26 protein-coding genes and 2 pseudogenes are annotated in these 23328 nt (G+C 54.1%); 16 read left to right on the top strand and 12 right to left on the bottom strand.

All coding sequences use genetic code 11. The annotated features are described in order from the left end of the window. Positions 1–85: 85 nt before the first annotated feature. Positions 86–1125 (bottom strand): annotated as a pseudogene (locus tag FFI95_RS06425) (IS110 family RNA-guided transposase). 166 nt (positions 1126–1291) lie between these two features. Between FFI95_RS06425 and FFI95_RS06420 the strand changes: the two are divergent. The 11 genes and pseudogenes from FFI95_RS06420 to FFI95_RS06370 all read left to right on the top strand — a co-directional run bounded on the left by FFI95_RS06420 (position 1292) and on the right by FFI95_RS06370 (position 9633). Continuing rightward, entirely contained in the window at positions 1292–1636 is a 345-nt protein-coding gene (locus tag FFI95_RS06420) for a hypothetical protein (protein WP_144821610.1), read from the top strand. Between the two features lie 117 nt (positions 1637–1753). Next, complete coding sequence (locus tag FFI95_RS06415; RefSeq protein WP_144821609.1) at positions 1754–2248, top strand: hypothetical protein; 495 nt, start codon at positions 1754–1756, stop codon at positions 2246–2248. Positions 2249–2301: 53 nt separating this feature from the next. After that, complete coding sequence (locus FFI95_RS06410; RefSeq protein WP_186311974.1) at positions 2302–2979, top strand: transglycosylase domain-containing protein; 678 nt, start codon at positions 2302–2304, stop codon at positions 2977–2979. Beyond that, positions 2933–4082, top strand: a pseudogene (locus tag FFI95_RS06405) (IS3 family transposase). Before FFI95_RS06410 ends, FFI95_RS06405 begins: the two are co-directional and overlap by 47 nt. 87 nt (positions 4083–4169) lie before the next feature. Next, complete coding sequence (locus FFI95_RS06400) at positions 4170–4976, top strand: HNH endonuclease (RefSeq protein ID WP_246069444.1); 807 nt, start codon at positions 4170–4172, stop codon at positions 4974–4976. Between the two features lie 77 nt (positions 4977–5053). Next, complete coding sequence (locus tag FFI95_RS06395) at positions 5054–5224, top strand: rhodanese-like domain-containing protein (RefSeq protein WP_144821607.1); 171 nt, start codon at positions 5054–5056, stop codon at positions 5222–5224. Between the two features lie 98 nt (positions 5225–5322). Next, a complete protein-coding gene (locus FFI95_RS06390; RefSeq protein ID WP_144821606.1) occupies positions 5323–6285 on the top strand; it encodes an IS30 family transposase in 963 nt (320 codons plus the stop codon). 23 nt (positions 6286–6308) lie between these two features. Beyond that, positions 6309–6503: a rhodanese-like domain-containing protein gene (locus FFI95_RS15580; protein ID WP_425463055.1), complete on the top strand. Its 195-nt coding sequence runs from the start codon at positions 6309–6311 to the stop codon at positions 6501–6503. Between the two features lie 116 nt (positions 6504–6619). Beyond that, on the top strand, positions 6620–6907 hold the full coding sequence (locus FFI95_RS06380; protein WP_144821605.1) for a hypothetical protein: 288 nt from the start codon (positions 6620–6622) through the stop codon (positions 6905–6907). A 14-nt stretch (positions 6908–6921) separates the two neighbouring features. Further along, on the top strand, positions 6922–8082 hold the full coding sequence (argE, locus tag FFI95_RS06375; RefSeq protein WP_144821604.1) for an acetylornithine deacetylase: 1161 nt from the start codon (positions 6922–6924) through the stop codon (positions 8080–8082). Positions 8083–8160: 78 nt separating this feature from the next. Further along, the gene (locus FFI95_RS06370; protein WP_144821603.1) at positions 8161–9633 is read left to right on the top strand and encodes an MFS transporter; all 1473 of its coding nucleotides are present in this window, start codon (positions 8161–8163) and stop codon (positions 9631–9633) included. Here FFI95_RS06370 and FFI95_RS06365 read toward each other — a convergent pair. From FFI95_RS06365 to FFI95_RS06340, 6 genes are all read right to left on the bottom strand, one after another. Continuing rightward, positions 9623–10993, bottom strand: a complete 1371-nt coding sequence (locus FFI95_RS06365) for a diguanylate cyclase (RefSeq protein ID WP_246069487.1) — start codon at positions 10991–10993, stop codon at positions 9623–9625. The genes FFI95_RS06370 and FFI95_RS06365 overlap by 11 nt on opposite strands. 63 nt (positions 10994–11056) lie before the next feature. Beyond that, positions 11057–11674: a TPM domain-containing protein gene (locus tag FFI95_RS06360; RefSeq protein WP_144821601.1), complete on the bottom strand. Its 618-nt coding sequence runs from the start codon at positions 11672–11674 to the stop codon at positions 11057–11059. A gap of 39 nt (positions 11675–11713) precedes the next feature. Then, complete coding sequence (locus FFI95_RS06355) at positions 11714–12466, bottom strand: TPM domain-containing protein (RefSeq protein ID WP_186311973.1); 753 nt, start codon at positions 12464–12466, stop codon at positions 11714–11716. After that, on the bottom strand, positions 12467–13036 hold the full coding sequence (locus FFI95_RS06350; protein WP_373880403.1) for a LemA family protein: 570 nt from the start codon (positions 13034–13036) through the stop codon (positions 12467–12469). Between the two features lie 105 nt (positions 13037–13141). Then, entirely contained in the window at positions 13142–13804 is a 663-nt protein-coding gene (locus FFI95_RS06345; protein WP_144821599.1) for a class I SAM-dependent methyltransferase, read from the bottom strand. A gap of 97 nt (positions 13805–13901) precedes the next feature. Continuing rightward, positions 13902–14660 carry a DUF1499 domain-containing protein gene (locus tag FFI95_RS06340; RefSeq protein ID WP_144821598.1) on the bottom strand — a complete coding sequence of 253 codons (759 nt, stop codon included), beginning with the start codon at positions 14658–14660 and terminating at the stop codon, positions 13902–13904. A 110-nt stretch (positions 14661–14770) separates the two neighbouring features. On the opposite strand from FFI95_RS06340, the gene FFI95_RS06335 reads away from it, so the two are divergent. Next, the gene (locus tag FFI95_RS06335) at positions 14771–15037 is read left to right on the top strand and encodes a DksA/TraR family C4-type zinc finger protein (protein WP_144821597.1); all 267 of its coding nucleotides are present in this window, start codon (positions 14771–14773) and stop codon (positions 15035–15037) included. Here FFI95_RS06335 and FFI95_RS06330 read toward each other — a convergent pair. The 5 genes from FFI95_RS06330 to FFI95_RS06310 all read right to left on the bottom strand — a co-directional run bounded on the left by FFI95_RS06330 (position 15030) and on the right by FFI95_RS06310 (position 19114). Further along, complete coding sequence (locus tag FFI95_RS06330) at positions 15030–15983, bottom strand: tRNA dihydrouridine synthase (protein WP_144821596.1); 954 nt, start codon at positions 15981–15983, stop codon at positions 15030–15032. The two genes, FFI95_RS06335 and FFI95_RS06330, sit on opposite strands and share 8 nt — an antisense overlap. A gap of 15 nt (positions 15984–15998) precedes the next feature. Next, on the bottom strand, positions 15999–16217 hold the full coding sequence (locus FFI95_RS06325; protein ID WP_144821595.1) for a DUF2835 domain-containing protein: 219 nt from the start codon (positions 16215–16217) through the stop codon (positions 15999–16001). A gap of 5 nt (positions 16218–16222) precedes the next feature. Beyond that, entirely contained in the window at positions 16223–18115 is a 1893-nt protein-coding gene (gene htpG / locus FFI95_RS06320) for a molecular chaperone HtpG (RefSeq protein WP_144821594.1), read from the bottom strand. Between the two features lie 97 nt (positions 18116–18212). Further along, positions 18213–18647 (bottom strand): PaaI family thioesterase, encoded by a 435-nt coding sequence (locus FFI95_RS06315; protein WP_144821593.1) that lies wholly within the window; start codon positions 18645–18647, stop codon positions 18213–18215. After that, positions 18644–19114, bottom strand: a complete 471-nt coding sequence (locus FFI95_RS06310; protein WP_144821592.1) for a PaaI family thioesterase — start codon at positions 19112–19114, stop codon at positions 18644–18646. The genes FFI95_RS06315 and FFI95_RS06310 overlap by 4 nt, the downstream gene beginning before the upstream one ends. Positions 19115–19265: 151 nt before the next feature. Between FFI95_RS06310 and FFI95_RS06305 the strand changes: the two genes are divergently transcribed. The 4 genes from FFI95_RS06305 to FFI95_RS06290 all read left to right on the top strand — a co-directional run bounded on the left by FFI95_RS06305 (position 19266) and on the right by FFI95_RS06290 (position 23319). After that, positions 19266–20498, top strand: coding sequence for a M48 family metalloprotease (locus tag FFI95_RS06305; protein ID WP_186312009.1), 1233 nt, complete (start codon positions 19266–19268; stop codon positions 20496–20498). A 171-nt stretch (positions 20499–20669) separates the two neighbouring features. After that, positions 20670–21215, top strand: coding sequence for a hypothetical protein (locus FFI95_RS06300; protein ID WP_144821590.1), 546 nt, complete (start codon positions 20670–20672; stop codon positions 21213–21215). Further along, a complete protein-coding gene (locus FFI95_RS06295; protein ID WP_144821589.1) occupies positions 21215–22402 on the top strand; it encodes an iron-containing alcohol dehydrogenase in 1188 nt (395 codons plus the stop codon). Before FFI95_RS06300 ends, FFI95_RS06295 begins: the two co-directional genes overlap by 1 nt. A 137-nt stretch (positions 22403–22539) precedes the next feature. Continuing rightward, positions 22540–23319, top strand: coding sequence for a substrate-binding periplasmic protein (locus tag FFI95_RS06290; RefSeq protein ID WP_144821588.1), 780 nt, complete (start codon positions 22540–22542; stop codon positions 23317–23319). Positions 23320–23328: the final 9 nt, after the last annotated feature.

The raw sequence follows: 23328 nt of genomic DNA, 5'->3' as shown, positions 1-23328 counted from the left end.
GTATCGGGTACCAGTCAGCGGACTCGCAGTCTTCACAGCCATCCTCTCTGATCCAGTTAGACCTCATGCTCAGCCCGTGGCGTGACTAACCTTTCAGGAATCGTTGTTCATCGAACACCCCCTTGTCTGTGAGCATGAAGTAGGCCGCCCCAGTTTGTGGGCCAGCGCAGACAGGGCTGTGGGTTTGTTCATGCGCTTCTGAAGTTTTTCGACGTAGCGCTTGGCTTTATCGCTGTTACGGATAAACAGCACCGCTGCTTCGGAGAAGGCCCACTTCAGGTGGGCATTGCCAATTTTGTTGCCCTGGGTGCCGTAGACCTTGCCGGCAGATTCCGCTTTGCACTTCACCAGGCGAGCGTAAGAGGCGAATTTCTGAACGGATTCGAAGCGTTGAATATCGCCGACTTCGTAAAGAATGGTCAGTGCCAGGGTTCGGCCCACACCTGGAATGGTTTCCAGTACCGTGAGTGAGGCGGGGTCGTGTTGTTTGGCTTGCTGTTCCAGGTGCCATTCGAGCTTTTTGAGCTCGTGCTGATAGCTGTCGACAATAGCAAGATCCAGATCTACGTTGCGTTGAACGTCTGGATCGCTAAAGGCCGAGGTGAGCTGTGACCGACCGCCGGGATTGTTGAGGTTGGCTTTGCTGGGCGGCAGATTATACTGGCTCACGGTATTGACGACGTGGGCTTTGAGCATGGCACCATGCCGGACAATGCGGGTGCGACGCCGCAACAAATCACGTGTGGCCCGCATCTTCTTGGGATAGACATAGGCCAAGGGGAAATTACCACCACGCATGAGCATCGCAATCTTGAAAGAGTCGATGCGGTCATTCTTGGATTTGCCGCCGTGGATGGCCTTCATGTAAAGCGCATGGCCCAGGATAAAGTGGATGCCGTGCTCTTCACACAGATCCGAGATCCAGTACCAGCAGTGCATGCATTCAACGCCGACCACCAGGTCATCGCGAAAGGGTTCGAGCAGTGCCAGTAGTGGTTCCGGTCGGGCCTTAATTTCTTTGTGCAACAGCACCTCGCCTTGCTGGTCGAGGATGCAGACGTACAGGCTGCGAGCGTGCAGGTCGATTCCACAATAATGACGGTGAGTGCTATGGTAAAAGTTCATGAGTCTTCTCCCTTGTAGTGCTTGGTCGCCTTCCAGCTTAGCGGGTAACCGCCGGGCTGAGGAGAAGGCTCAATCAGTATCAATCGGCTGCACAGCGACCGATTTTCCGCCGCTTCGCGGCTCCAAACCGGCGCGTGAGCCGGGCGTTAGCCAATGGGAGGAACATATGAGCAATGAACTAGTCGAGGCTATTAAATTGGCTATGCCCCCAGACGCTGAACTGAGGGTTGTCAATCGTTTGCCGGGCTTTGATGTTGATGTCTCATGGAAGTTGGATGACGACCCTGAACGGCCAAACAAGCCATCAAAAACAATCGCAATTTCCGTTACTGATGAAGCCGCAGAGGATTTTGCCAATGCATCAGGCCCGATGAAGCACGATGCTCTGGCGAGGCTTCAAAAGTTCTTGACGGAGAACCTCCGAAGGTTTGATCCAGCCCATAATACTCCGAAGTATGAGCCGCCCCCGGTCGAAAGGTGGCGGTTAACAAACTCGGTGCTATTTGGCTAACAAGTTGTTCCAGTTAATTTCGGACCTAAAGGCCCTCCACCGGACGCCCTTTTCGCTGCGCTACAAGGGCACCACTGAACAAAAGCGTTAGCTGCCCACCATAACGAAGGAGTATGAATGAACTTTGATAGCTTTTGGGCCGATATAATAGCTACATTGATTGGCGGTATCGGCTTAACATTCCTTTTCTTTTTTGCTAGAGAAAAGCTATTCCCTTTGCCAGATGTTACTGGCCGGTGGTACTTGGAAATGGCTACAGTAAACACTGCGTACAATCCATACGAAGGTATGATCTTACGATACGTAATAATGATCTGGCGAGAAGGGAATATTCTCAAGGGCAGTGCTGAAAAAATTTACGAGAACTCTTCGACAGGAGAGCGAGAGTATGTTGGAGAAAATAGAACTAGAGCAGTGATCGAGGGATATAACGAAAAGAACTACCTTGGCAAGGACAGAGTTTATCTTCACTCAATAGAGAATGGCCATGGCCGTGAATCCACAAGTTTTTATGAATTATTAATAAAATCTGATAAGGAAATGATCGGAGCGTTTAATTCAATGGTTGCGAATCAAGATGGTACAGCAAAATGCCAAAGAGAAGCATTTTGAGGTTCGTCTACTTTCTGATAACCATCCCTTTAAATGTATTGGGGAGCCTGTTATTGACGTTCAATTTCTTTCAGTTGAGAGAAAAATTAGAGAAGTGCGTCAAAGTAGTCGATGAAAAACGTTCAGAAATTCCTGATCTCTATATTTCTTATCTTGTTGCAGCTGAGGATTACAGATCAAGCTTTCATTATGGAATTGATCAAGTTGGAATTTTTAGAGCTCTTTATAAAAGAGTCTTAAGTTCTGAAATTCAAGGAGCGAGCACAATTGAACAGCAGTTTGCTCGAGTCGTAATTGACGACTACGCTTATTCTCTTCAAAGAAAAATTAAAGAGCAGTTATTAGCTATTCTTCTGGCCAACAAAAGAAATAAAGCTGATATAGCAAAAGCATATTTAGCTATTGCTTACTATGGTCACGATTGTGAAGGGGTTAAGGGTATTGCTAATATAGTTGGTACTAACCTTATGCTTGCGTCAGAAAACCAAATTATTTCAATAGTGGCTAGATTGAAGTACTCAAAACCTTATTCCAATGTAGCAAAATGGGAAGTGCGGTTTAATCAACGTATATCTTATATCAAGAAAAGGCATCAAAAAGCAGCTAACAAGTCAAGGCAGCGGATGCTGGGCTTCCCCCAGTTCAGTGGACACGCATCGATAACTCCGCAGGAGGAGAAAACCGATGCCGAAAATGATCACGGGGAAGAAAACCCAACAGTACGGCACTGAGTTCAAAGTCAAAGCGGTGGAGTGGAGTCACCAGGCCCACCGCAGCGTCAAAAGCGTTGCCGAAGCACTGGATATCCACCCCTTCATGCTGTCACGCTGGCGAAAGGAATACCGTGAAGGAAAGTTCGCCATGAAACGGGTCAAGAAAGCGCCAGCAAAAGCCAAAAAGAAAATACAGGAACAAGATGAGATTGCCCGCCTGAAACGCCGAGTATCGGAGCTTCAGGAGGAAAACGACATTTTAAAAAAGTTTCAACGTTTTCAGGCCGAGGAACGACGGAAGCGTTCCAGTTCGTCTGGAAACACCGACGAGAATACAGCGTGAAAGCGCTGTGTCGGCACTTGAAGGTGTCGCGGTCCGGTTATTACGCCTGGGCAAACCGGAAGCCCGGTCAGAGAGCCGTTGAGAACGCCGCACTTCTGTTAAAGATCCGTCGTGTTTACGACGGTAGCAAGGGCCGCTATGGCAGCCCTAGGGTCTATCAGGCCCTGCGCCGGGAAGGCGAACAGGTTGGCGAGAATCGTGTGGCGCGAATGATGCGAGTGTATCGCCGAATGAGCAAGCGCCGTGACGAGCTCAAAGCCCTTCCCAACCACCGCTTGAGCGTTGAAAAGCCTGTGGAGGTGAATCAGCAATGGAGCAGTGACGTTACCTACATCAGCCGGGTCGAAAGTACGTGTTCCTAGCGGTGGTTTTAGACCTGTTCTCCCGCCGGATCGTCAGCTGGCGCTTGGATGAATGCTTAAATGCAGCACTGGCCAACAGCGCTTTGAGAGACGCTTTTGCAGCAAGGCAGCCGAAAGCGGGTCTGTTGTTCCACACAGATCGTGGCACGGAATATCGTGCCCAAAAAACACAGGCATTTCTGAACCGGAACAACGTGCGCCACAGCATGAATCGACCGGGACAATGCACCGACAACGCTGAGGTCGAATCATTCTTTAAAACCCTGAAGGGAGAATTGCTGCATGCGACTAGCTTTGTGACGATGCGGCAATTACGGAAACATATAAAAGACTATATTGAGTGCTTTTATAACAGCCAACGGCTGCACAGTGGCCTTGGTTACCGGACTCCGATAGAGTTCGAGGGAATTAACTGATAGGGCGTGTCCAATTTATTGGGGGAAGTCCAGCAGCTCGGAGCCGAGTTTCCTACAGACCCGTGAGGCATTACGTTGGAGAAGTTGATGAAATTGGGTGAATTCGTAGCGAATGAGCATGAGGTCCCGCTGGAAAACGTTATGTTTCTGCGGCATTCCGATCGAACAGTGAAACAGTTGCAAGATGCTGGCGTTACTTTGGAAGAGTACACCTTCATGCAGCCTATAAACTCGCCATACGATTATCGGCATCCTGATCACCCTCCGACTCATCTTTTAGCAGTGATCGTTCATGACCGAGTTTATGGTGTTTTTAAGGTTCTGGGCGTTGATGCTGAAGGCGACACTTATTCTCTATCTAGCGCGGAGCACCAGCAGTTTGACAAGGCCAGAGAAAAACCACCACGGCCTGCACGCCGGTTCCAAATGAAGCAGGTCCATAGTGCAACCGAAGGCGTTGCCGTCTATGGTTGGGAACATCGACAACGAACCGCAGTTCAACGAGCTTCGGGTAGCTTTTTTGGCGAAATCTCCATCGCAGTTCCTGACTTGGGTGAGCTAAACCGGCGCTTGGCCGGGAAAATCCAGGATTCAATTTCTGATACTGCGGCAGCGCGGCACAGAAGACTTGAGTCAGCCCCAGTCAAGCCCTCCCCCACTCTAGTGACTACTACCGCGTTCATACGTAACGCTGATGTTATTGCAGAGGTACTGTCCCGAGCCAAAGGGAACTGCGAGCTTTGCCACCAAACTGCTCCATTCAATCGTCGCTCAGATGGTACTCCGTATCTTGAAGTTCATCATAAGGTACGGCTCGCAGATGGCGGGGAAGATACTGTAGAGAATGCCATTGCGCTGTGCCCGAACTGCCATCGCAGAGAGCACTATGCCTGACACGTCCGCAGGTTTACCTCCCACAGAGCATCACCAATTCTGATGGCTCGTTTCGATGTCTTTGAAAATGGAAGTATATGAAACTGTTCGACTGGTTACCGTTTGGCCGTGTTTCTGAAATCTCGCCCGAAGCACTTAATGAGCAATTGGAGAGTGTTCAGGTCGTCGATGTAAGAACGCTGGTAGAGTTCCAACAAAGCCATATTCAAGGCGCTATCAATCTACCGATTACCCAGTTTTCAACGTGAATTCAGATAATAACTGCAGCACTTTGGTGTAACCAGGTAGAGATGGGAGGGCCGTTGCCGGTACCCTCACGGACTTTACCGACCAAAGTGAAGCAGTGATGAAGTACCGACAACTGACCCAGACACAACGATATCAGATTTCGGCCTTGCGTGTGGCCGGCAAAAGCCAACGACAGATCGCCGGAATAATCGGTTGCCACAGCAGCACCGTTAGCCGTGAGTTAAGGCGAAACAGCACTTCGGGCTATGATCCCGAGCACGCGCAGCAACAGTCGAACGCCAGGCGCAGCCAAGCCTTCAAATGGCACAAAAGAGTGCAGTGGCTGACAGAGTGGGTCAGCACACGATTAAAGCAACACTGGAGCCCTGAACAGATCGCCGGCTTCATGAATCGCATGGAGGCGCCGGTTCGTGTCAGTCACCAGTGGATCTATGAGCTGATGCGTCGTGACCGGCTCAGCGGCGGCAATCTCTGGCGCTATTGCCGGCACAGAAACAGTCGCGACCGTAGGCGCAGTGCCAAGGATGCAGGCTTAGGCAAAATACCCAATCGTACGGGCATTGAACATCGCCCGAAAGAAGTTGAAAGTCGCGGCACGCTGGGGCACTGGGAAGGCGACACAGTTCTTCAGGGCCACAAGCAATCTGGTGTAGTAACTCTGGTTGAGCGCCGGAGCGGCTACTTGCTTGCAGGTCGTTTACCCGAGTTCACAGCCAAGCAAACGGCGCGAACAGTGATTCGTCTTCTGCGGCCAATTCGGGGCGCGGCTCAAACTTTGACTCTGGATAACGGCAGTGAGTTCTCAGAGCACGAAAGCATAACCAAAACGCTGAACTTATCCACCTATTTTTGTGATCCGTATTGTTCGGGCCAGCGAGGCACCAACGAGAACACGAATGGTCTGCTGCGCCAGTACTACCCGAAAGGGACGAACTTCGCCAAGCTGTCCCAAACACACATCAATCGAGTGGTTGAGCAACTGAATAACCGACCCAGGAAACGGCTGGGTTACCGAACACCGGCAGAGGTGTTCTGGGGTGAATATTCCGGAGCATTATAAATGAGCAGTGCTGCGGTTATTGGTTGAATCCACGAAAAAAGGCAATCAGTGAGCTGTCGCTGGATCAGAGCATTCCGGTTGTAACGATCTGTTTGTCAGCCCACCGGAGCATCCCTGCCACCCGCCGACTAAAGCAGCTAGGATATGACGCGAAGCAACTACAAGGGGGTATGAAGGCCTGGTGGAACAGACGTTTTCCAGTGGTTAGTGGGAAATAACTGAACGGAGGCCTTTCCACAGGAGACTTGCACCCCATTCGTTCATGCTCATGCTGGGCGTACACAAAGCGCTCGTTCCGATGCAAACTCCATTTCATCAACCCATCAGGTGAATAATGTCCCCCTCAAACTATCTTGCCATATGCCTTCTGGTCCTCACCACTGCCGCCTGCACCGCCCCGGATACTCAGTCGCTGGAAACTCAGGTATGCTCAGAAGAATGGTTTGAGAAAGTTGAACGCCAGATTCCAACGGGCGACGGTCAGGGGCATGGTCCGGATACCGGGTCTTTGGAGTGGCGTTCAGTTGTGGAATTCAGGCTGGGCATCAGAGGCAATGAAGCGGTGCCCGCCCGTGATTCAGACCAATGGTGCAATTATATTGATGAGCAGTTTATCGAATAACAAAGGAGTGCATCATGACCGCCACCGAGATGCTTGAGCGCCTGGTGGGCTTTGCCACTGTATCCCGCAAATCCAATCTGGAGCTGATCGCCTTCGTTGGGGAGTGGCTGCATCGCCACGGCGTCGAGTCATGGCCTATCACCAGTGATGATGGCAACAAGGCCAATCTGCTGGCGCGTATCGGCCCTGCGGTGGAGGGCGGCGTGGTGCTGTCGGGCCATACCGATGTGGTGCCGGTAGACGGACAACCCTGGTCCACGGACCCTTTCACACTGGTCGATGGCGGCGATGGCCGTTTGTATGGGCGCGGAACCTGCGACATGAAGGGCTTTATTGCCTGCGCCCTGGCCGAGGTGCCCACATGGGTCACGCTACCACTGAAGAAACCAATCTATCTCGCCCTTTCCTACGATGAAGAAGTGGGCTGCCTCGGCGCACCGCGCATGATTGAACGCCTGATGAGCGATCAGCCCCGCCCGGCGGCGGTGATCGTGGGCGAGCCCACCACAATGCAGCCGGTCGTTGCGCAAAAGGGCAGCACCAACCTGCGCACGGTTGTTACGGGTCGCGCTGCACACTCAAGCCAGGTTAATCAGGGCGTGTCTGCGATTCACGTAGCGGCTCGCCTGATCACGCGCATTGAAGACATTATAGCTGATCTGCGTGCCGAAGGCCGGGTCGATGAAGCCTTTAACGTCGCCCACTCGAGTCTGCATGTGGGCAAGATTCAGGGCGGCACAGCGATTAATATTATGGCTAGGGAATGTCAGTTCGAGTGGGAAATTCGCCATCTGCCCGATGACCGCTTCGCGGACCTGCTGGCCCAGGTGAACGAGTTTTCCGCCACTCTGGAAGCCGAAATGCAGCTGCGCTCGAGAGAATGTCGTATTCAGACTGAGCAACTCACGAAAACAGTGCCGGCGCTGGCTGACCAGAATAATCAGGAAGTGCTGGACCTGTGCCATGCATTGCTGCCCGATAAGCAACCCCCGGGCGCCGTGGCCTACGCCACTGAAGCCGGCCAATTTCAGCAAGTGGGGCTATCGACGGTTATCTGCGGGCCAGGCAGCATCGCCCAGGCCCATCAGCCTGATGAATATATTGAACGTGAGCAGCTTGAGGCCGGCAGTGAATTCATGCGTGCCCTGGGTACAAGACTGGCAACGAAAGACTGACTTGCCTTCTCGCCCGAACCCCGGTGGCCTGTATTACCCCGGATACTCAGGCGCCGGGATCTCAGGTATGCTCACGCAATGGCTGAAATAACACCCGAACAACACTCCCCTACCGATTCCACAAAAGATCCGATTCGCTGGCGCATTCTGATTGTTGTGCTCATGGCGATTGTGATGTCACTCATCAGCGTCAGCGTGGTGAATGTGGCGCTGGCGTCTATCCAGGATGCACTGGACGCCAGCCAGTCCGCCCTGCAATGGGTGCTGTCCGGTTATGCCCTTACGTTCGGGGTGGTTCTGGTCAGTGCCGGGCGCGCCGGGGATCTGATGGGGCGTGGCGGTTTTTTTATTCTGGGCGCGGCCCTCTTTACGCTCTCATCTATTGCCGCGGGGCTGGCTCCGGATACGAACTGGCTTAATGCGGCGCGTTTTGTTCAGGGGGTGGGCTCCGGCTTTCTGAACCCCCAGGGCATAGGTTTGATTCAGCAATATTTTCAGGGGTCGGAACGGGGCCGTGCTTTTGGGTATTTTGGCACCACGGTCGGCGTGGCGGTGGCCATTGGCCCGGTTATGGGCGGGTTTCTCATCGGGCTTGGAGGCGAAGAGTTTGGTTGGCGGCTCACGTTTTTGATCAACGTGCCGGTGGGCATATTAACCATTGTGCTGGCGTGGTTGTGGTTTCCGCGCCCTTTGATACACAAGCCCAAAAGCCAGGAGCATTCCGGCCTGAGCTCGCTGGATCCTGTCGGCGCCCTGTTACTGGGCCTGGGCGTGCTGGCTGTGCTCTACCCTTTTGTGGAATCCAACCCCTCCGGGCGTCTGTGGCTGTTATTCCCGGCGGGCCTGCTTTTGTTTTATCTGTGGGTGCTCTGGGAACGCTGGTATACCCGGCGTGGCTACAGCCCCATGGTGGATTTAAAGATTTTTGCCACCAATAGCTACCGCAATGGCAGCATTATTATGACCCTGTATTTTCTGGGCATGACCAGTGTCTGGGTTCTGATTCCTCTGTATGTTCAACAAGGCATTGGTTTTTCTGCGCTGGAAGCCGGCGCTGTCAGCATTCCCTCGGCGCTGCTTTCGGCCTACTCGGCTAACTGGGCGGGTAAACGGGTGAATCATTATGGCCGCAAAGTGGTGATTGGCGGCCTCATCACGGCGGTTTTCGGCGTTGTTTCCAGTATCGCCGTGGTGCTTTTGCATGAGTATGCCGGGGTGAGTGTCTGGTGGCTATTGGTGTCTCTGGCCTTTTTTGGGCTTGGCCAGGGCTCTGTGATCAGCCCCAACCAGACCCTGACATTAGCGGAGGTACCACTGGCCTATGCCGGCAGCTCCGGTGCCATCGTGCAAACCGGTCAGCGTATTGGTACCTCGGTGGGCATTGCCGTGATCACCGCGATTGTGTTCGCTGTGCTGCCCCGCAGCTCCTGGACGGTTGCGGTCAGCATAGGCTTGCTGACGATTACGGTGATCATGCTGTTGGCGTTAACCATGGCCTTCAAGGATTTACGCGACCGGAGAGAGAAATCCTACCTCTCGGTCAGGCAATGACCACACGGTTGCGTCCTGAACTTTTAGCCTGATAAAGCGCATCGTCTGCCCGTTTGAGCAGTCTCTGGTAATCAGGGTGACCGTCAAAGCAGGACGCGCCCGCGCTGATTGTCACGTTCAGTGTGTCGTCCCCCGGCAACCTGAAGGTCTCACGCTCTACGCGCTCCCGGAGTTTTTCAACCAGCCGTTTTACGTGGTGCTCTTTCACTTCTACCGCAAGCAGAAGGAACTCCTCGCCGCCCAGGCGGAACAGGTAATCACCCGAGCGGGTATTATTAACCAGTAGCAGGGCTAACTGCTGTAAAACACTGTCGCCGGCCTGGTGCCCGTAGGTGTCGTTCACCTGTTTAAAGTGATCAATATCCAGGGCGACAACAGCAAAGGAGGTTTTCTGCTTCATTGCCTGCTCGACCTGTTTGCTGAACACAACCGGCATAAACTTTCGGTTGAGCAGACGTGTCAGCACATCACGACCGGACTCCAGTTCATTATTCTGTTCAAACAGGCTGTCCAGGTTAAACAGAACCCCTCTTACTTTGTCCCGCAATTCATGCAGTAAGGTTACACGCCCGGCCGGGGGAAGTGTGTTTTCGTTCTCACTTCCGAACAAGGGCAGCAAGTCGTTGTCTATTCTGTCCATTGCCTCAAGAATTGCAGCTGCTTCTGCTGTTCCTTCAAAGGCATGCAGCCCTTTATGGCGAAACCATAACCCGAACTCAGACGTTTTGATCGGAGACAAGCCCGTCTCGGCCACGCCTATTGCCTGATCAAACATCAACTGGTTTTCCCAATGCAGGACAGCGGCACGTTGCTGTTCTTTTTCATTTGCGATGTTCTGGGTAATTGAAAACAGTCGGTAGGACTCTTCTGCCCGGGAGTTCCGGGCATGGGAAATGGAATACGATTGCCCCATGATTTCCATCGCAAGGTCGATGGTATCAGACGCCAGGCTGACAGCCTGTGCCCGCTGCTCACCGGAGAGCGCTTCGTTTTCCAGCAACACGCTGACGCTGTTTTTCAGGTTGCGAGCACCCCGCAGAACAAGATGCAGCGGTATGTCTATTCGGGCATGCACCTCGCCGACTTTTCGTTGCTGGGCGATCAGCGTGTCGATGGCTTCAAGATCAGACGATACAAACAGCCCGGACAGCCAACGCTGCATTGAAGCCCCAAGCCGTTGCTGAACGTCGTCATTCGACAGGAACTTCGAAGCACCAGGATCAGCAAGCATGACTTCATAGAAGCGTTCAGCAAGCGTCTGGGCATTGTCCTGAAAAAAGTTCAGCACGAATTGATGGGTAAGGCTTGAGTGCTTTGCGTTTAATGATTGCCATTCTTGCGAAAGGCTTTCCAATGACATGTCCGGCATAAAGTGCAGTCTGATTCAGTGATGTAGTGGACAACTATGATAACAGCCTGCCGGTTAAGACAGTATCACCAGGTGGTTGGGCAGTTCGTTTTTCTGCTGCGTTGCGGGCACTTCGGTTTTCAGGTGTCTGCCACAGGCTTCGATACAATCCATGAAACCCTGCAGGGTTTGTCCCTGTCTCACCCGCTCGGTAAAGTCCGCAATGATAGCTTCCCAGGCGCTGTTGTCTATACGGCTGGAAATGCCCTGGTCCACCAGTATCTCCACATATCGTTCGGCTTCCGACACGAAGATGAGCATGCCGGTGCCACCGGCTGTGTGGTGCAGGCTCTGCTCCAGAAACTGGCGCCGTGCCAGGTTGGAGGCGCGCCAGTAGCGTACCGCCCGGGGAATCAGCCGCCGGTTGATCGCAGGCACCCGGAATATCAGGCTGAGCACGATGAATACGCCCCACTGCCCGAGCAGCAACAAGTCTGCGTTCAGCCAGCTGGTAAAGTAGTTGATTACGCCAGGTACCAGAAGGGCCAGAAGTCCGGCCCACACCAAGGGTATGTAGGCGTAATTGTCTGCCTGGGAGGTCAGTACTGTGACCAGCTCGGCGTCGGTTTCCCGTTCAACGGCACTGATGGCCGCCGCAACCTGTTCCTGTTCCTGCTTACTCAGTAATGTCATGCTGTACCGCTTTTAAATGGGTTAAAGGCTGTTCCAGTGTTACCAGCCACCGGAGGCTCCACCGCCGCCGAAGCCGCCGCCTCCGCCGCCAAAGCCACCACCACCGAAGCCGCCGCCACGGCCGCCGAGGCTGGCACCCAGCAGCGCACCGCCTAACAGGGCGGCTGTGCCACGGCCACCACGGCCGCCGCCTACGAAGAAGATAACCGCCATAATAATGATAAAGAACAGCAGCACCAGAGCGGGATTGGGCTTTTCCTGGCCACCGGCTGTGCGCTCGGGTGTGGCCAGGGGCTCGCCTCCCAGAACCTGCACCATGGCCGCTGCACCGTTGGCAATTCCCTGTTCAAACTGACCTTGCTGGAAGGCAGGGGCCATTATCCGATTGATAATGGTTGAGGCTGCTGCATCGGTCAGGCGTCCTTCCAGGCCATACCCTACTTCAATCCGGATTTTCTGTTCCTGGCTGGCCACAATCAGCAGTGCACCATTGTCTTCACCCTGCTGCCCTATGCCCCAGTGCCTTCCCAGCTGATAACCGTAATCTTCAATGGCGTAGCCTTGCAGATCAGGCAGCGTGACCACCACCACCTGTTCAGTGGTGCTCTGTTCATGGGCCTGAAGCATCTGGGTAATCCGGGATTCGGTTGCTGAACTCAGCATGTCGGCCTGATCGACAACCCGCCCCGTCAGCTCCGGAAATTCCGGTGTCGACTGGGCCAGCACAGCCGAGGCTGGCAGTAACACCAGCGCCAGAACCATACTGACCCAGTAGCGTGCTGTTATCCGCATTTAAAACTCCACCGCAGGCGCTTCGTCGGCGTTTTCTGTGGTGGCTTTGAAGTTCTCACGCTGTTCCAGATCGCTATACAGAAGGCTGTGCCAGATTTTTCCGGGGAAGGTGCGAATTTCCGTGTTATACCGCTCCACCGCCTGGATAAAGTCTCGGCGGGCAACGGATATGCGGTTTTCTGTACCTTCCAGCTGCGACTGCAGTGCCAGGAAGTTCTGGTTGGATTTCAGATCCGGGTAACGCTCGGAAACCGCCATCAGTCGGCTCAGGGCGCTGCTGAGTTGCCCCTGCACCTGCTGAAACTGCTGAAGCTTCTCAGGGTCGTTGAGGATGCTTGCGTCTGCCTGAATTGAGGTTGCTTTGGAGCGGGCTTCGATTACCGCTGTCAGCGTCTCTTTTTCCTGGGCTGCAAAACCTTTAACCGTCTCCACCAGGTTGGGCACTAAATCCGCCCGGCGCTGGTACTGGTTTTCCACCTGCGACCAGGCAGATTTTACTTTTTCGTCGTACGTGGGGATGTTGTTGATGCCGCAACCGGCTAACAGAAAAACCAGCATCAGCAGTGCCATCAGTTGTGCCACTGAACGCTGGGGTGTGAAGCTTGGCTGTTTTTGCATAGTCTCGTTCATTCTCTCGAGTAATTGATGGCGTTTTACGCAATGGCCGGCAGGCGGTTATGCCTCATCCCGCCAGAACCTCAGAATATGGCCCTTGTAGGGCTCTTCCAGATAATCTGTCTCTTCGGGCTTGTCGTGGGACCAGCTGTATCCGTGTTCTTCCATTCGCCGGCTGAACTTGGTTTTCCGGCCCCGGCCCGGGTCTACGATGATCACTTCGCTGGTCGGGTTGGCGTGTTTATCAATAAAGTCGGCCAGAAGATGTATATGTTCATCTTCATACAGCACATCGCTGCCGATAATAAGATCAAACGCGCCAAGATCGCTGGTTTTGTCGGCCCAGTCAACCCGCTGGTAACCAATCGGCCGGCCCTGGTTCAGTTCGGTATTCCGTTCCAGAAACACGCCCACTTCAGGGTGGTAGTCGGTGGCTGTAACGTCATCGTTTCTTTGGTTGAGCAACAGGCTGGACAGGGCCATACCGCAGCCTACTTCCAGAATTCTTTTTTCTGCCGTGTCGTAGTTAGCCATGTAATGGGCCAGCACCAGGCTGGATGGCCAGATGATTCCGAACAAAGGCCAGGTGGCAGATGAGATTCCCAGCCTGAGGGCGACATTGCCCGGGTCACTGTATTGCTGGTTGTCACGTAACGTACAAACGTGGATGTCCACGTTTTCAAATTCGATGGTCTGATAGCGAAGACGCACTGGTTTATTCATTATAGGTCACACTAAGATAGTCAGGCCCGCCAACCTGTTATAAAGCAGCGGAAAAACCCACTCCCTCAGAGTATACCCTATTGCTGTTGCGGGGTTTTTATAACCGCTTCAGGTCCTCAAGAAACAGCTGGATCCTCTCTGCGTTGGTTCCGATATCACTTTTGCCGACCCGGGACGCCGAGCGCATATCAACCTGTACGCCGTCCTGTGTCTCTGTCATACGGAGAACAACGTCGTCTTTAAAGCCAAACCAGCGCGTGGTTGCGGTCGCCTCAATGGTGTTGTCGGTAGTACCGGCCAATGTCCAGCCGCGGTCCCGGATGGTGGCAAGCGCTGCATCCATTGCATCCGGCAATGGCATGTCCAGCGTCACCGGCTTCAGTTCAGGATACGCCGCCCGCTGCTGGCGCGCGGTTTCAGCCCCCGGGTATTCCACAGCATTGGGTGCTGCCTTGCGGGCCTGTGCCAGCATGTTAAAGGCAGGTGGTGCCTGGGTATCCGTTGTTATGTCGTGGATAGGCGGGACACTCTGGGCGCGCTGCTGCATCTGTACTGGTACGGCAAGCATAGCCACAACAGCAAGGCTTACCAGGGCTCCGGCCAGTGCGGGCCGCCAGCGCCGGAGTATGCCGGCCAACACCAGGGTAATCAGCCCCACGACCGCGGCTGTCACTGCCAGCTGCGCACCTTGTCGCAGCCAGGTGAACGCTGTGCCAAGGCTGACCCAGTCGGCCTTATAGGCGGGGCCTGCTGTTGCCATAAGAAGGCTGGCAATCACCAACAGGAACACAGCGACCCAGGCTACAACAACCGGCCACTTTCCGCCCCGGCGATGCGTACCTTTTCCTGTGCGCATGCAGTCCTCCTGTGCCCTGGCGCAACCGGTTCTTAGCCCGGTCATCTGTTACTTGGTATAATAGGAACTGGTTCAGAATGATGAGCTAATTTGTTCACAGGAGCAACAGTATGGCTGGTGGTTGGACCCGCGATGGGGCTGTTCAGGATCAGATTGATGCGAGTGTGGAAGATGCAGTTGCCGAGGCGCGCAGCCGGCTGGGCACAGGTGAAAGCGCCGAGTTCTGTGAAGAGTGCGACTGCCCTATTCCGGAAGCACGGCGAAAAGCCATTCCCGGTGTACGTCTGTGTGTAAATTGCCAGGCGGAACTGGAAAAACAGGAAAGGGACTACAGCGGCATTAACCGTCGCGCCAGTAAGGACAGCCAGCTCAGGTAACCAGGGGTTGTTCCAGGCAGGCCAGTATGGGCGCCACGTCGCGGATTTTCCGGGCGGTGGGCCAGAGGCGTTCTGCTTCCGGAAAACCGAGGCGGAGGAAGTTCAGCCACTGCTTGATGCGCCCGGTCACAAAACGGTCTTCCAGCCAGCCCTGCAAAACTTCCGCATATTCCCGCACCAATGCCACAGCTTCTGGCCAGGTCATGTCGTCCACTTCCGTACCCTGTTGGCTGGCCTTGATTCTGCGGGCCAGATCCGGCCTGGCAATCAGGCCACGGCCAATCATTACATCATCGCACCCGGAAACCTCGCGGCAGCGCCAGTAATCCGCCACTGTCCAGATTTCACCGTTGGCGATAACCGGTGCCGACACGGCTTCGCGAACTCTGGACACTTCTTCCCAATACGCCGGTGGTTTGTAACCATCGACCTTGCTGCGGGCATGAATCACAATTTCCGCAGAGCCTGCGGCCTCAAGTGCCTGGCCACAGGCGACTCCCATGGAACGGTCGTCATACCCCAGGCGCATTTTTGTGGTGACCGGCACCTCGGCAGGTACGGCCTGTCGCACAGCTGCGGTGATCTCATGCATCAGCTCCGGCTCACGCATTAACACACACCCGCCCTTGTGCTTGTTTACGGTTTTCGCCGGGCAGCCAAAATTAATGTCTACCTGTGTTGCGCCCAGCTCTACGGCTTTGCGGCCATTCCGGCCCATCTGTTCCGGGTTGGAGCCCAGAAGCTGAACAGCAACAGGTACTCCGGCCTGTGTCAGAGACTGGTTATAAAGCTCTGGTGCAAATTTGTAGAAGATTCTTGGCGGCTGGACACCCTGGGTTACCCGAACAAATTCAGTTACGCATCGGTCAATACCCCCTACCCGGGTGAGAGTTTCCCGTATAGGCGCGTCTACCAGGCCTTCCATAGGGGCAAGAATTATTCGCATAAAGGCTCCGGAGGCTTAAAGCCTTTCAATGCTGGCAAATTTCCCCTGATCATCGAACAGAATGCGGAAACTGCCCCGCACACCGTCTTTCAGATAAAACCGGGAGAGGATTCGGGCCGGGAAACGAACGGAGCGTCCGTCCCGGGCCGTTGTGCGAACATCGGTGGCAACGCCCTGATAGAGCTTGATCCACTCATCAGGGCTGATGCTTATGTCCACAATAATCTGCTGCACAGGCGTTAGTTCGCCAGTTCCAGCAACAGACGGTTCAGGCGGGTAACGTATGCACCCGGATCATCCAGCTGTTCACCACTGGCCAGGGTGGCCTGGTCCAGAAGCACGGCAGACAGTTCGCTGAAGCGTTCTTCGCCCGCTTCACTTTCCAGACGCTGAACCAGCGGGTGATCCACATTGATTTCAAAGATCGGCTTGCTGTCCGGCACTGGCTGGCCTGCAGCTTCCATGATCTTCTTCATCTGGGCACCCATATCAAAGTCGCCCACCACCAGGCACGCCGGGGAATCCGTCAGACGGTTGGTTACCCGCACGTCCTGAACCCGGTCTGTGAGAGCGGTTTTGATGCGCTCCAGCAGATCTTTGTGCTCTTCTGCGGCTTCTTCCTTGTGCTTCTTGTCTTCTTCGGTTTCCACTTCGCCCAGGTCCAGATCGCCACGGGCAACATCCTGGAACTGTTTGCCGTTGTACTCACTGAGATACCCCATCATCCACTCGTCAATGCGATCGGACAGGATCAGTACCTCAACACCTTTCTTGCGAAACACTTCCAGGTGCGGGCTGCTCTTGGCGGCCATGAAGTTATCGGCGGTGATGTAATAGATCTTGCTCTGACCTTCTTTCATCCGCTCGATGTACTGGTCAAGAGAAACGTTCTGAGTGCTCTCGCCAGTGTGGGTCGTGGCAAAGCGCAGCAGTCCGGCGATTTTTTCACGGTTGCTGAAGTCCTCTGCCGGGCCCTCTTTGAGCACCGTGCCAAACTCGTCCCAGAACTTCTGGTACGCATCCGCATCCTTTTTCGACAACTTGGACAGCATATCCAGAGAACGCTTGGTAAGCGCGGTGCGAATGCTGTCGACCGTGCTGTCGTTCTGCAGAATTTCCCGGGACACGTTCAGGGACAGGTCGTTGGAATCTACAACACCCTTGGTAAAGCGCAGGTACAGTGGCAGGAACTGCTCGGCGTCATCCATGATGAACACACGCTGTACGTACAACTTCAGGCCCCGGGGCGCTTCGCGGTTGTACAAGTCAAAAGGCGCACGGGCGGGGATATACAGCAGACTGGTGTAGTCCAGCTTGCCTTCCACCTTATTGTGAGACCAGGTGAGCGGGTCTTCGAAGTCGTGGGCAATATGCTTGTAGAACTCTTTGTATTCCTCGTCTTTGATTTCGTTACGGGGCAGAGTCCACAGTGCAGTTGCATCGTTAACCGTTTCGTCTTTTACCTCTTCCCCTTCTTCGGTGGGCTCGGACTTCATGATCACCGGGAAGGAGATATGGTCAGAGTACTTCTTGACCAGGTTGCGCAGACGGAAGCCATCTGCAAATTCGGTGGCATCCGGCTTCAGGTGAATAACAATTTCGGTGCCGTGCTGCTCGCGGGCCACCTGCTCGATGGTGAACTCGCCGTCGCCCGCTGACTGCCAGTGCACACCCTCTTCGACCGGGGCACCTGCGCGGCGGGTATACACATCCACCTTGTCAGCAACAATAAACGCTGAATAAAAGCCCACACCAAACTGGCCAATCAGCTTGCTGTCTTTTTGCTCATCGCCCGAAAGCTGCTTGAGGAATTCTGCGGTGCCGGAACGGGCAATGGTACCCAGGTTCTGGACGACATCCTCACGACTCATGCCAATACCATTATCACTCAGAGTGATGGTGTTGGCCTCTTTATCGAAGTCCAGGCGGATATGAAGATCGGAGTTGCCCTCGTACAGGCTGTCATCTTTCAGTGCGGCGAAGCGTAACTTGTCCGCAGCGTCAGACGCGTTGGAAATCAGTTCCCGGAGGAAGATTTCCTTGTTTGAGTACAGGGAATGGATCATCAGATGAAGTAGCTGTTTTACTTCCGTCTGAAAACCCAGAGTCTCTTTCTTGGTTTCAACTGTCATTTGTTTGTCTCTCCTGCTGCAAACATTGGGGGAGGTTTGTCCTGCTGCAAAAATGGGGTCTCTCCGGGGCATTTCAAGCCCTGACACAAGAACAGGGTTAACCTTCCAGCAGGAAATGCGCCCTTGCGGTGGCGATGGGCCGGGACCGGGACTTTTGCCAAGCGGTGATCATTACGTTCGCAACCCGATTCCCCTGCCGGGTGAGCTGGCACTCCGCATAGGTTTCCTGATTGAGGCCCGCGCGAAGGTAATCCAGTGAAAAGTTCACAATGCGGGGCATGCGGTTGGTTTCCTGGGCAAGCATCAGGTAGATGGCCGCAGACAGCTCCATAAAACCGCCAATGACCCCACCGTGAATGGCAGGCAATATGGGGTTGCCCAGGTTCTGCTCCTTTGCCGGCAGACGAAAAATAAGGTCATCGCCAAAACGGTCGCATTGCAGCCCTATGTGGTCAGCGTAGGGAATGCTGGCAATCAACTGGGAAAAGTCACCGGTTTCCCGTGTATAGCGTAGAATTTCGGGGTCAGTCACAACACGTCTCCAGTGATTTTGTCACGGTACGCTTTTGGCAGTGCTTCCGGGCCAATGCGCATAAAGGTGGCCACGCAATTCGCTACGGTTTCACCGCCTTCCTGATAGGCCTCGCAACGGGTAAAGATGATGTTGCGGGTCATTCTGTAAATTTCTGCCCGGGCGTACACCGGCTTGCCGGGTTCGGCAGGTCGCATATAGTCCACCCGCAAATCCAGCGTGGGACACAGCTCGAAAATATCCAGGGCGCAGATCATCACCGAGCCGGACGTAGTATCCATCAGCGTGGTAATGGCGCCTCCGTGAATCACTCCGGTATCCGGGTTGCCGATGATCTGGTTACTGTATGGCAGGCACAGTGTCAGACTGCTTTCTGTGGTCCCGGCAACCGTTACGCCCAGTTCCCTGGCCTGATTCAGGGATTGAATAAACCGGGTAACCCGGTCTGCTCGGATTTTATCGTTCATTCAAAACAAAACCTTGGTTCAAGTGTTGATTTTGCGCCGCCAGTGTTTAAAGCCGGCATCAGCCGTGTAATTATATCCATCAGGATCTCAATTACAGGAGTCGAGAGTGAAAATCACCGCCTTGCAACGCTGTTTTCCCATTATCGCGCTAATGCTGCTGCTTACCGGATGCTCTGTAAACCCGGTGACCGGCGAGAAACAACTTTCGCTGATTGGCGAGAGCCAGGAGCTCGCGATGGGCGCTGAGCAATATACCCCGACCCAGCAAACCCAGGGCGGCCAATTTTACATAGATCCTGAGCTGACGCTATATGTCAGTGAGGTTGGCCACAAACTGGCCGAGGTAAGCGACCGCCCGGATCTGCCTTATGAGTTCGTGGTTCTGAACAACAGTGTTCCTAATGCGTGGGCCCTGCCGGGCGGCAAGATTGCCGTTAACCGCGGGCTGCTCACAGAGCTGGATGATGAAGCCCAGCTTGCTTCTGTGCTTGGCCACGAAATTGTCCACGCAGCGGCCAGGCACAGTGTTCAGCGCATGCAACAGGGGATGCTGATCAGTGCCGGCGTTGCCGGGCTGGGCTTTGCACTGACCGATAACGAGTGGGCAGGCCTGCTTATGGGCGGCGCCGCTGTGGGTGCTCAGCTTGCACTGGCGCAATACGGTCAGGGCGATGAGCTTGAATCCGACCACTACGGCATATTGTATATGAAAGAAGCGGGTTACGATCCCCAGGCCGCGGTAGAACTGCAGGAATTATTTCTTGAGATGTCCAAAGGCCAGCAGGCGGGCTTTATAGATGGATTGTTTGCCACTCACCCACCGTCTGCCAAGCGTGTGCGCGAAAACAGTGAACTGGTCAGGAAAATAGGCGGCGGAGGCTACCGGGGCGCCGACGTTTACCGGCAGAAAACCGCGACTCTGCGCAAATTCAAGCCGGCTTATGATGCCCACGATGAAGCTATGAAGCTTGCATCTGAGGGCAACCTGGATGCCGCCCTGTCAAAAGTTAACGAGGCCATAAACATTCTGCCTCGCGAAGCCATGTTCTACTCACTGCGCGGGCGTATCTACCAGGAGCAGAACAAACCTGAAAAAGCCTCGGCAGACTTCGACAAGGCCGTCGAAAGATACCCTGAAATGTTTATGTACCGGTTGCACAATGGCCTGAATGCGCTGGCGCTCAACCACCTGACCGAAGCCCGGGAAAACCTGGTCCGCGCCAATGAGGTTGTGCCTACCTCCATTGCGTTTCTGCGCCTGGGAGACATTGCAGTTAAAAATAATAATCGCGATGAAGCCATCGCCTATTACAGTAAAGCCGCCGAAGCCAGTGGCGAAGTTGCAGAAGAAGCCCGCCAGAAGCTGGAGGCGCTTACCCGGTAGTCACGACTAAAGCGAATTGTTAAAGGCCGGAATCATCAGATGATTCCGGCCTTTTTCGTGGGTGCAGACAAGGTTTGCTGCACACACAGAGTCTTCCGTCATCAGAAGCATTGACTTTCTAGAGCAATCACTCTAAAAAATGGTTATCAATACACAAAACGGATGACGGCCATGGTTATAAAACGGTTCCAGCCCATCGCATCCCGGGCGAAACGCCAGTATGTGGCGCTGATGTTCCAGGTAATGGGGCGGGCACTTCAGGCAGTGAGCGAAGTGGATCAGGAAGTGCAACAGGAAGCACAGGCACTGCCGGAGGGATTCCTGTTTGAGATGATGGTCATGCCGGATGGCGCCAGCCTGGTGGTCGAGCACGTGGGTGACGGCCGCCTTCATTACCATGGCAGCTCAGCTCCGCGACCGGTGAATGTATCCATCCGTTTCAAGCATATTACCCATGCTTTCCTGGTGCTGTCTTTTCAGGAAAAGACCTCTGTTGCCTTTGCCAACGACCGTATGCTGGTGGATGGCGATGTGAGTTACGCCGTACGGATGACGCGGGTGCTTAACCGGCTTGAAGCCTTCATTTTGCCCAGATTTGTCGCCACACGCGCGATAAAAGAGTACCCGAAAAACCTGCACCTTCCGGAAAAGCTGATTAGTGCTGCACAGATTTACCTGAAAGTTGCTACTCACTTTATCCAGACAGCGAGAGCCTGATGACCAACACATACTATGAGTTCTTCTGCCCGGTGAAAGTTATAGCCGGAAAAGCCGCCCTTGAGCATATTCCTTACGAGCTTACCGGGCGGGCCGCCAGGCGGCCGATGATCATCACCGATAAAGGCGTTCGCGCCGCCGGACTTCTGGACCCTGTGATCATGGCGTGCGAGGAAAGCGGCCTGGATATCATCAGTATTTACGATGACGTTCCCCCGGACTCCTCAACCACGGTGGTACGCGATATTGCAGCCATTTACCGCGAAAAGAGCTGTGACTCGATTATTGCAATCGGTGGCGGCTCGGCGATTGATACCGGCAAGGCCGTGAATATTCTGGTGTCAGAAGGCGGAACTGACATTGCGGAATATACGGGTGCAGGGTTGATCAAACACCCTCTAAAGCCATTTTTTGTTGTGCCTACAACCGCAGGCACCGGGTCTGAGGTTACCTCTGTGGCCGTGATTACCGACGAGAAAAAAGGCATTAAACTGCCCTTCAGCTCATCGTTCCTGCTGCCCGATGCTGCCGTTATCGACCCCCGCATGACGCTCACCCTGCCGGCCCATATCACTGCAGCAACGGCGATGGATGCCATGACCCATGGCATTGAATCGTTTACCTGCATGGCCAAAAACCCCTTGAGTGATGCCTATGCGACATCCGCGATCAGGAAGGTCAGTGAATCACTGCTGCATGTCATGGATAACCCGAAGGATACAGACGGCCGGCTGGCGCTGGCCCAGGCGTCCACCATGGCGGGCATTGCGTTTTCCAACTCCATGGTCGGGCTGGTGCACTCTCTTGGCCACGCTACGGGTGCCCTGTGTCACCTGCCCCATGGTTTATGTATGAGCGTGTACCTGCCCTATGTGCTGGAGTACAACCTTGAGACCATTCGCGGGCCACTGGGCGAACTGCTGTTGTATCTCGAAGGCCCCGAAGTGTATGCGATAACTCCGGCAGAGCGCCGGGCCGAAGCCAGCATTGCCGCCGTGCGTAAACTCAGAGACGCCCTCTATAAGCGCTGTGAACTCCCGCGAACGCTCAGGGAAACCGGCAAGGTAAACGAGAGCCAGCTGGATCAGATAGCTGAAATGGCGCTGGACGATGGGTCCATTATGTTTAACCCGAAAGAGGTAACGCTGGCAGACGTGCGCGCTGTTCTCAATAACGCCTGGGGTTAAACGTGTAACCCACCTATGGGTCATTGAAATAAAAAGATAAAAAAGTGACAATTAAGCTCTTACTGGCAGGGATATAGCCGGATTCTGTTATACAGAGACAGCGCTGTAACCCGTAAGCCCAATAAGAGCCTTATCCGATGAAGCACCTGAAACACCGCAGTCTTTCTGCTTTACTGCCCCCCTTCATGTGGTTTCTTTGGCTTGCGTGCGCCCTGAGCGTAAATACAGCTGTTGCCGACGATGAACGCGTCTTTCGTTTCAATATTTCCCCAAGTGGTTATCCGCCCTACCTGATTGTGAATCAGGAGACCCCCTCCGGTATCATGTGGGATGTGGTTGCCTTGATTACTGAGCGTCTGGGCTACCGGCTGGTGGCAGAAAAAGTCCCCCGCAAGCGCGTGGATCACATGCTGATGGAAGGGTATATTGACGGCACCCCACGGGCCAGGGAGTGGACGCATAAGCCAGAAAAGTTTCTGTTTACAGATCCGGTCGTAGAGGTCCGGGAGGTGTTCTTTACACCCGTAATGTCCGGCAAGACCTACCAATCCCCGGACGACCTGCTATCAAAAACCCTGGTCACCCATCTGGGGTATGTTTACCCAAAACTACAACCCCATTTCGAGTCTGGCGCCATTCAGCGATTTGATGTGTCCCGGGACCGGGATATGTTTAACTTTTTACTGCACGGTGAACACTTTGACGCAGCGGTGGCTGACTTGCTTGTCGGGAAATGGATACAGAGAAAGGAAGGCCTGCGGGGGCAGTTCAACGTATCCGATAAGGGCATAAGCTCTTACGGTTTTCGCGTTATGCTGCATAAGGACAATCAGGCATTTGCCCGCCGGTTCAACGCCGAGCTTGCACATATCCGTGAAAATGGCGAACTCGATGCCATTCTTGCAAACTACCGGTAAGCACCCGCA

It is taken from the genome of Marinobacter piscis (genome assembly GCF_007671655.1).
In the GTDB taxonomy this organism is placed as follows: Bacteria; Pseudomonadota; Gammaproteobacteria; order Pseudomonadales; family Oleiphilaceae; genus Marinobacter; species Marinobacter piscensis.
This window is presented reverse-complemented; position numbering and strand designations above follow the sequence as displayed.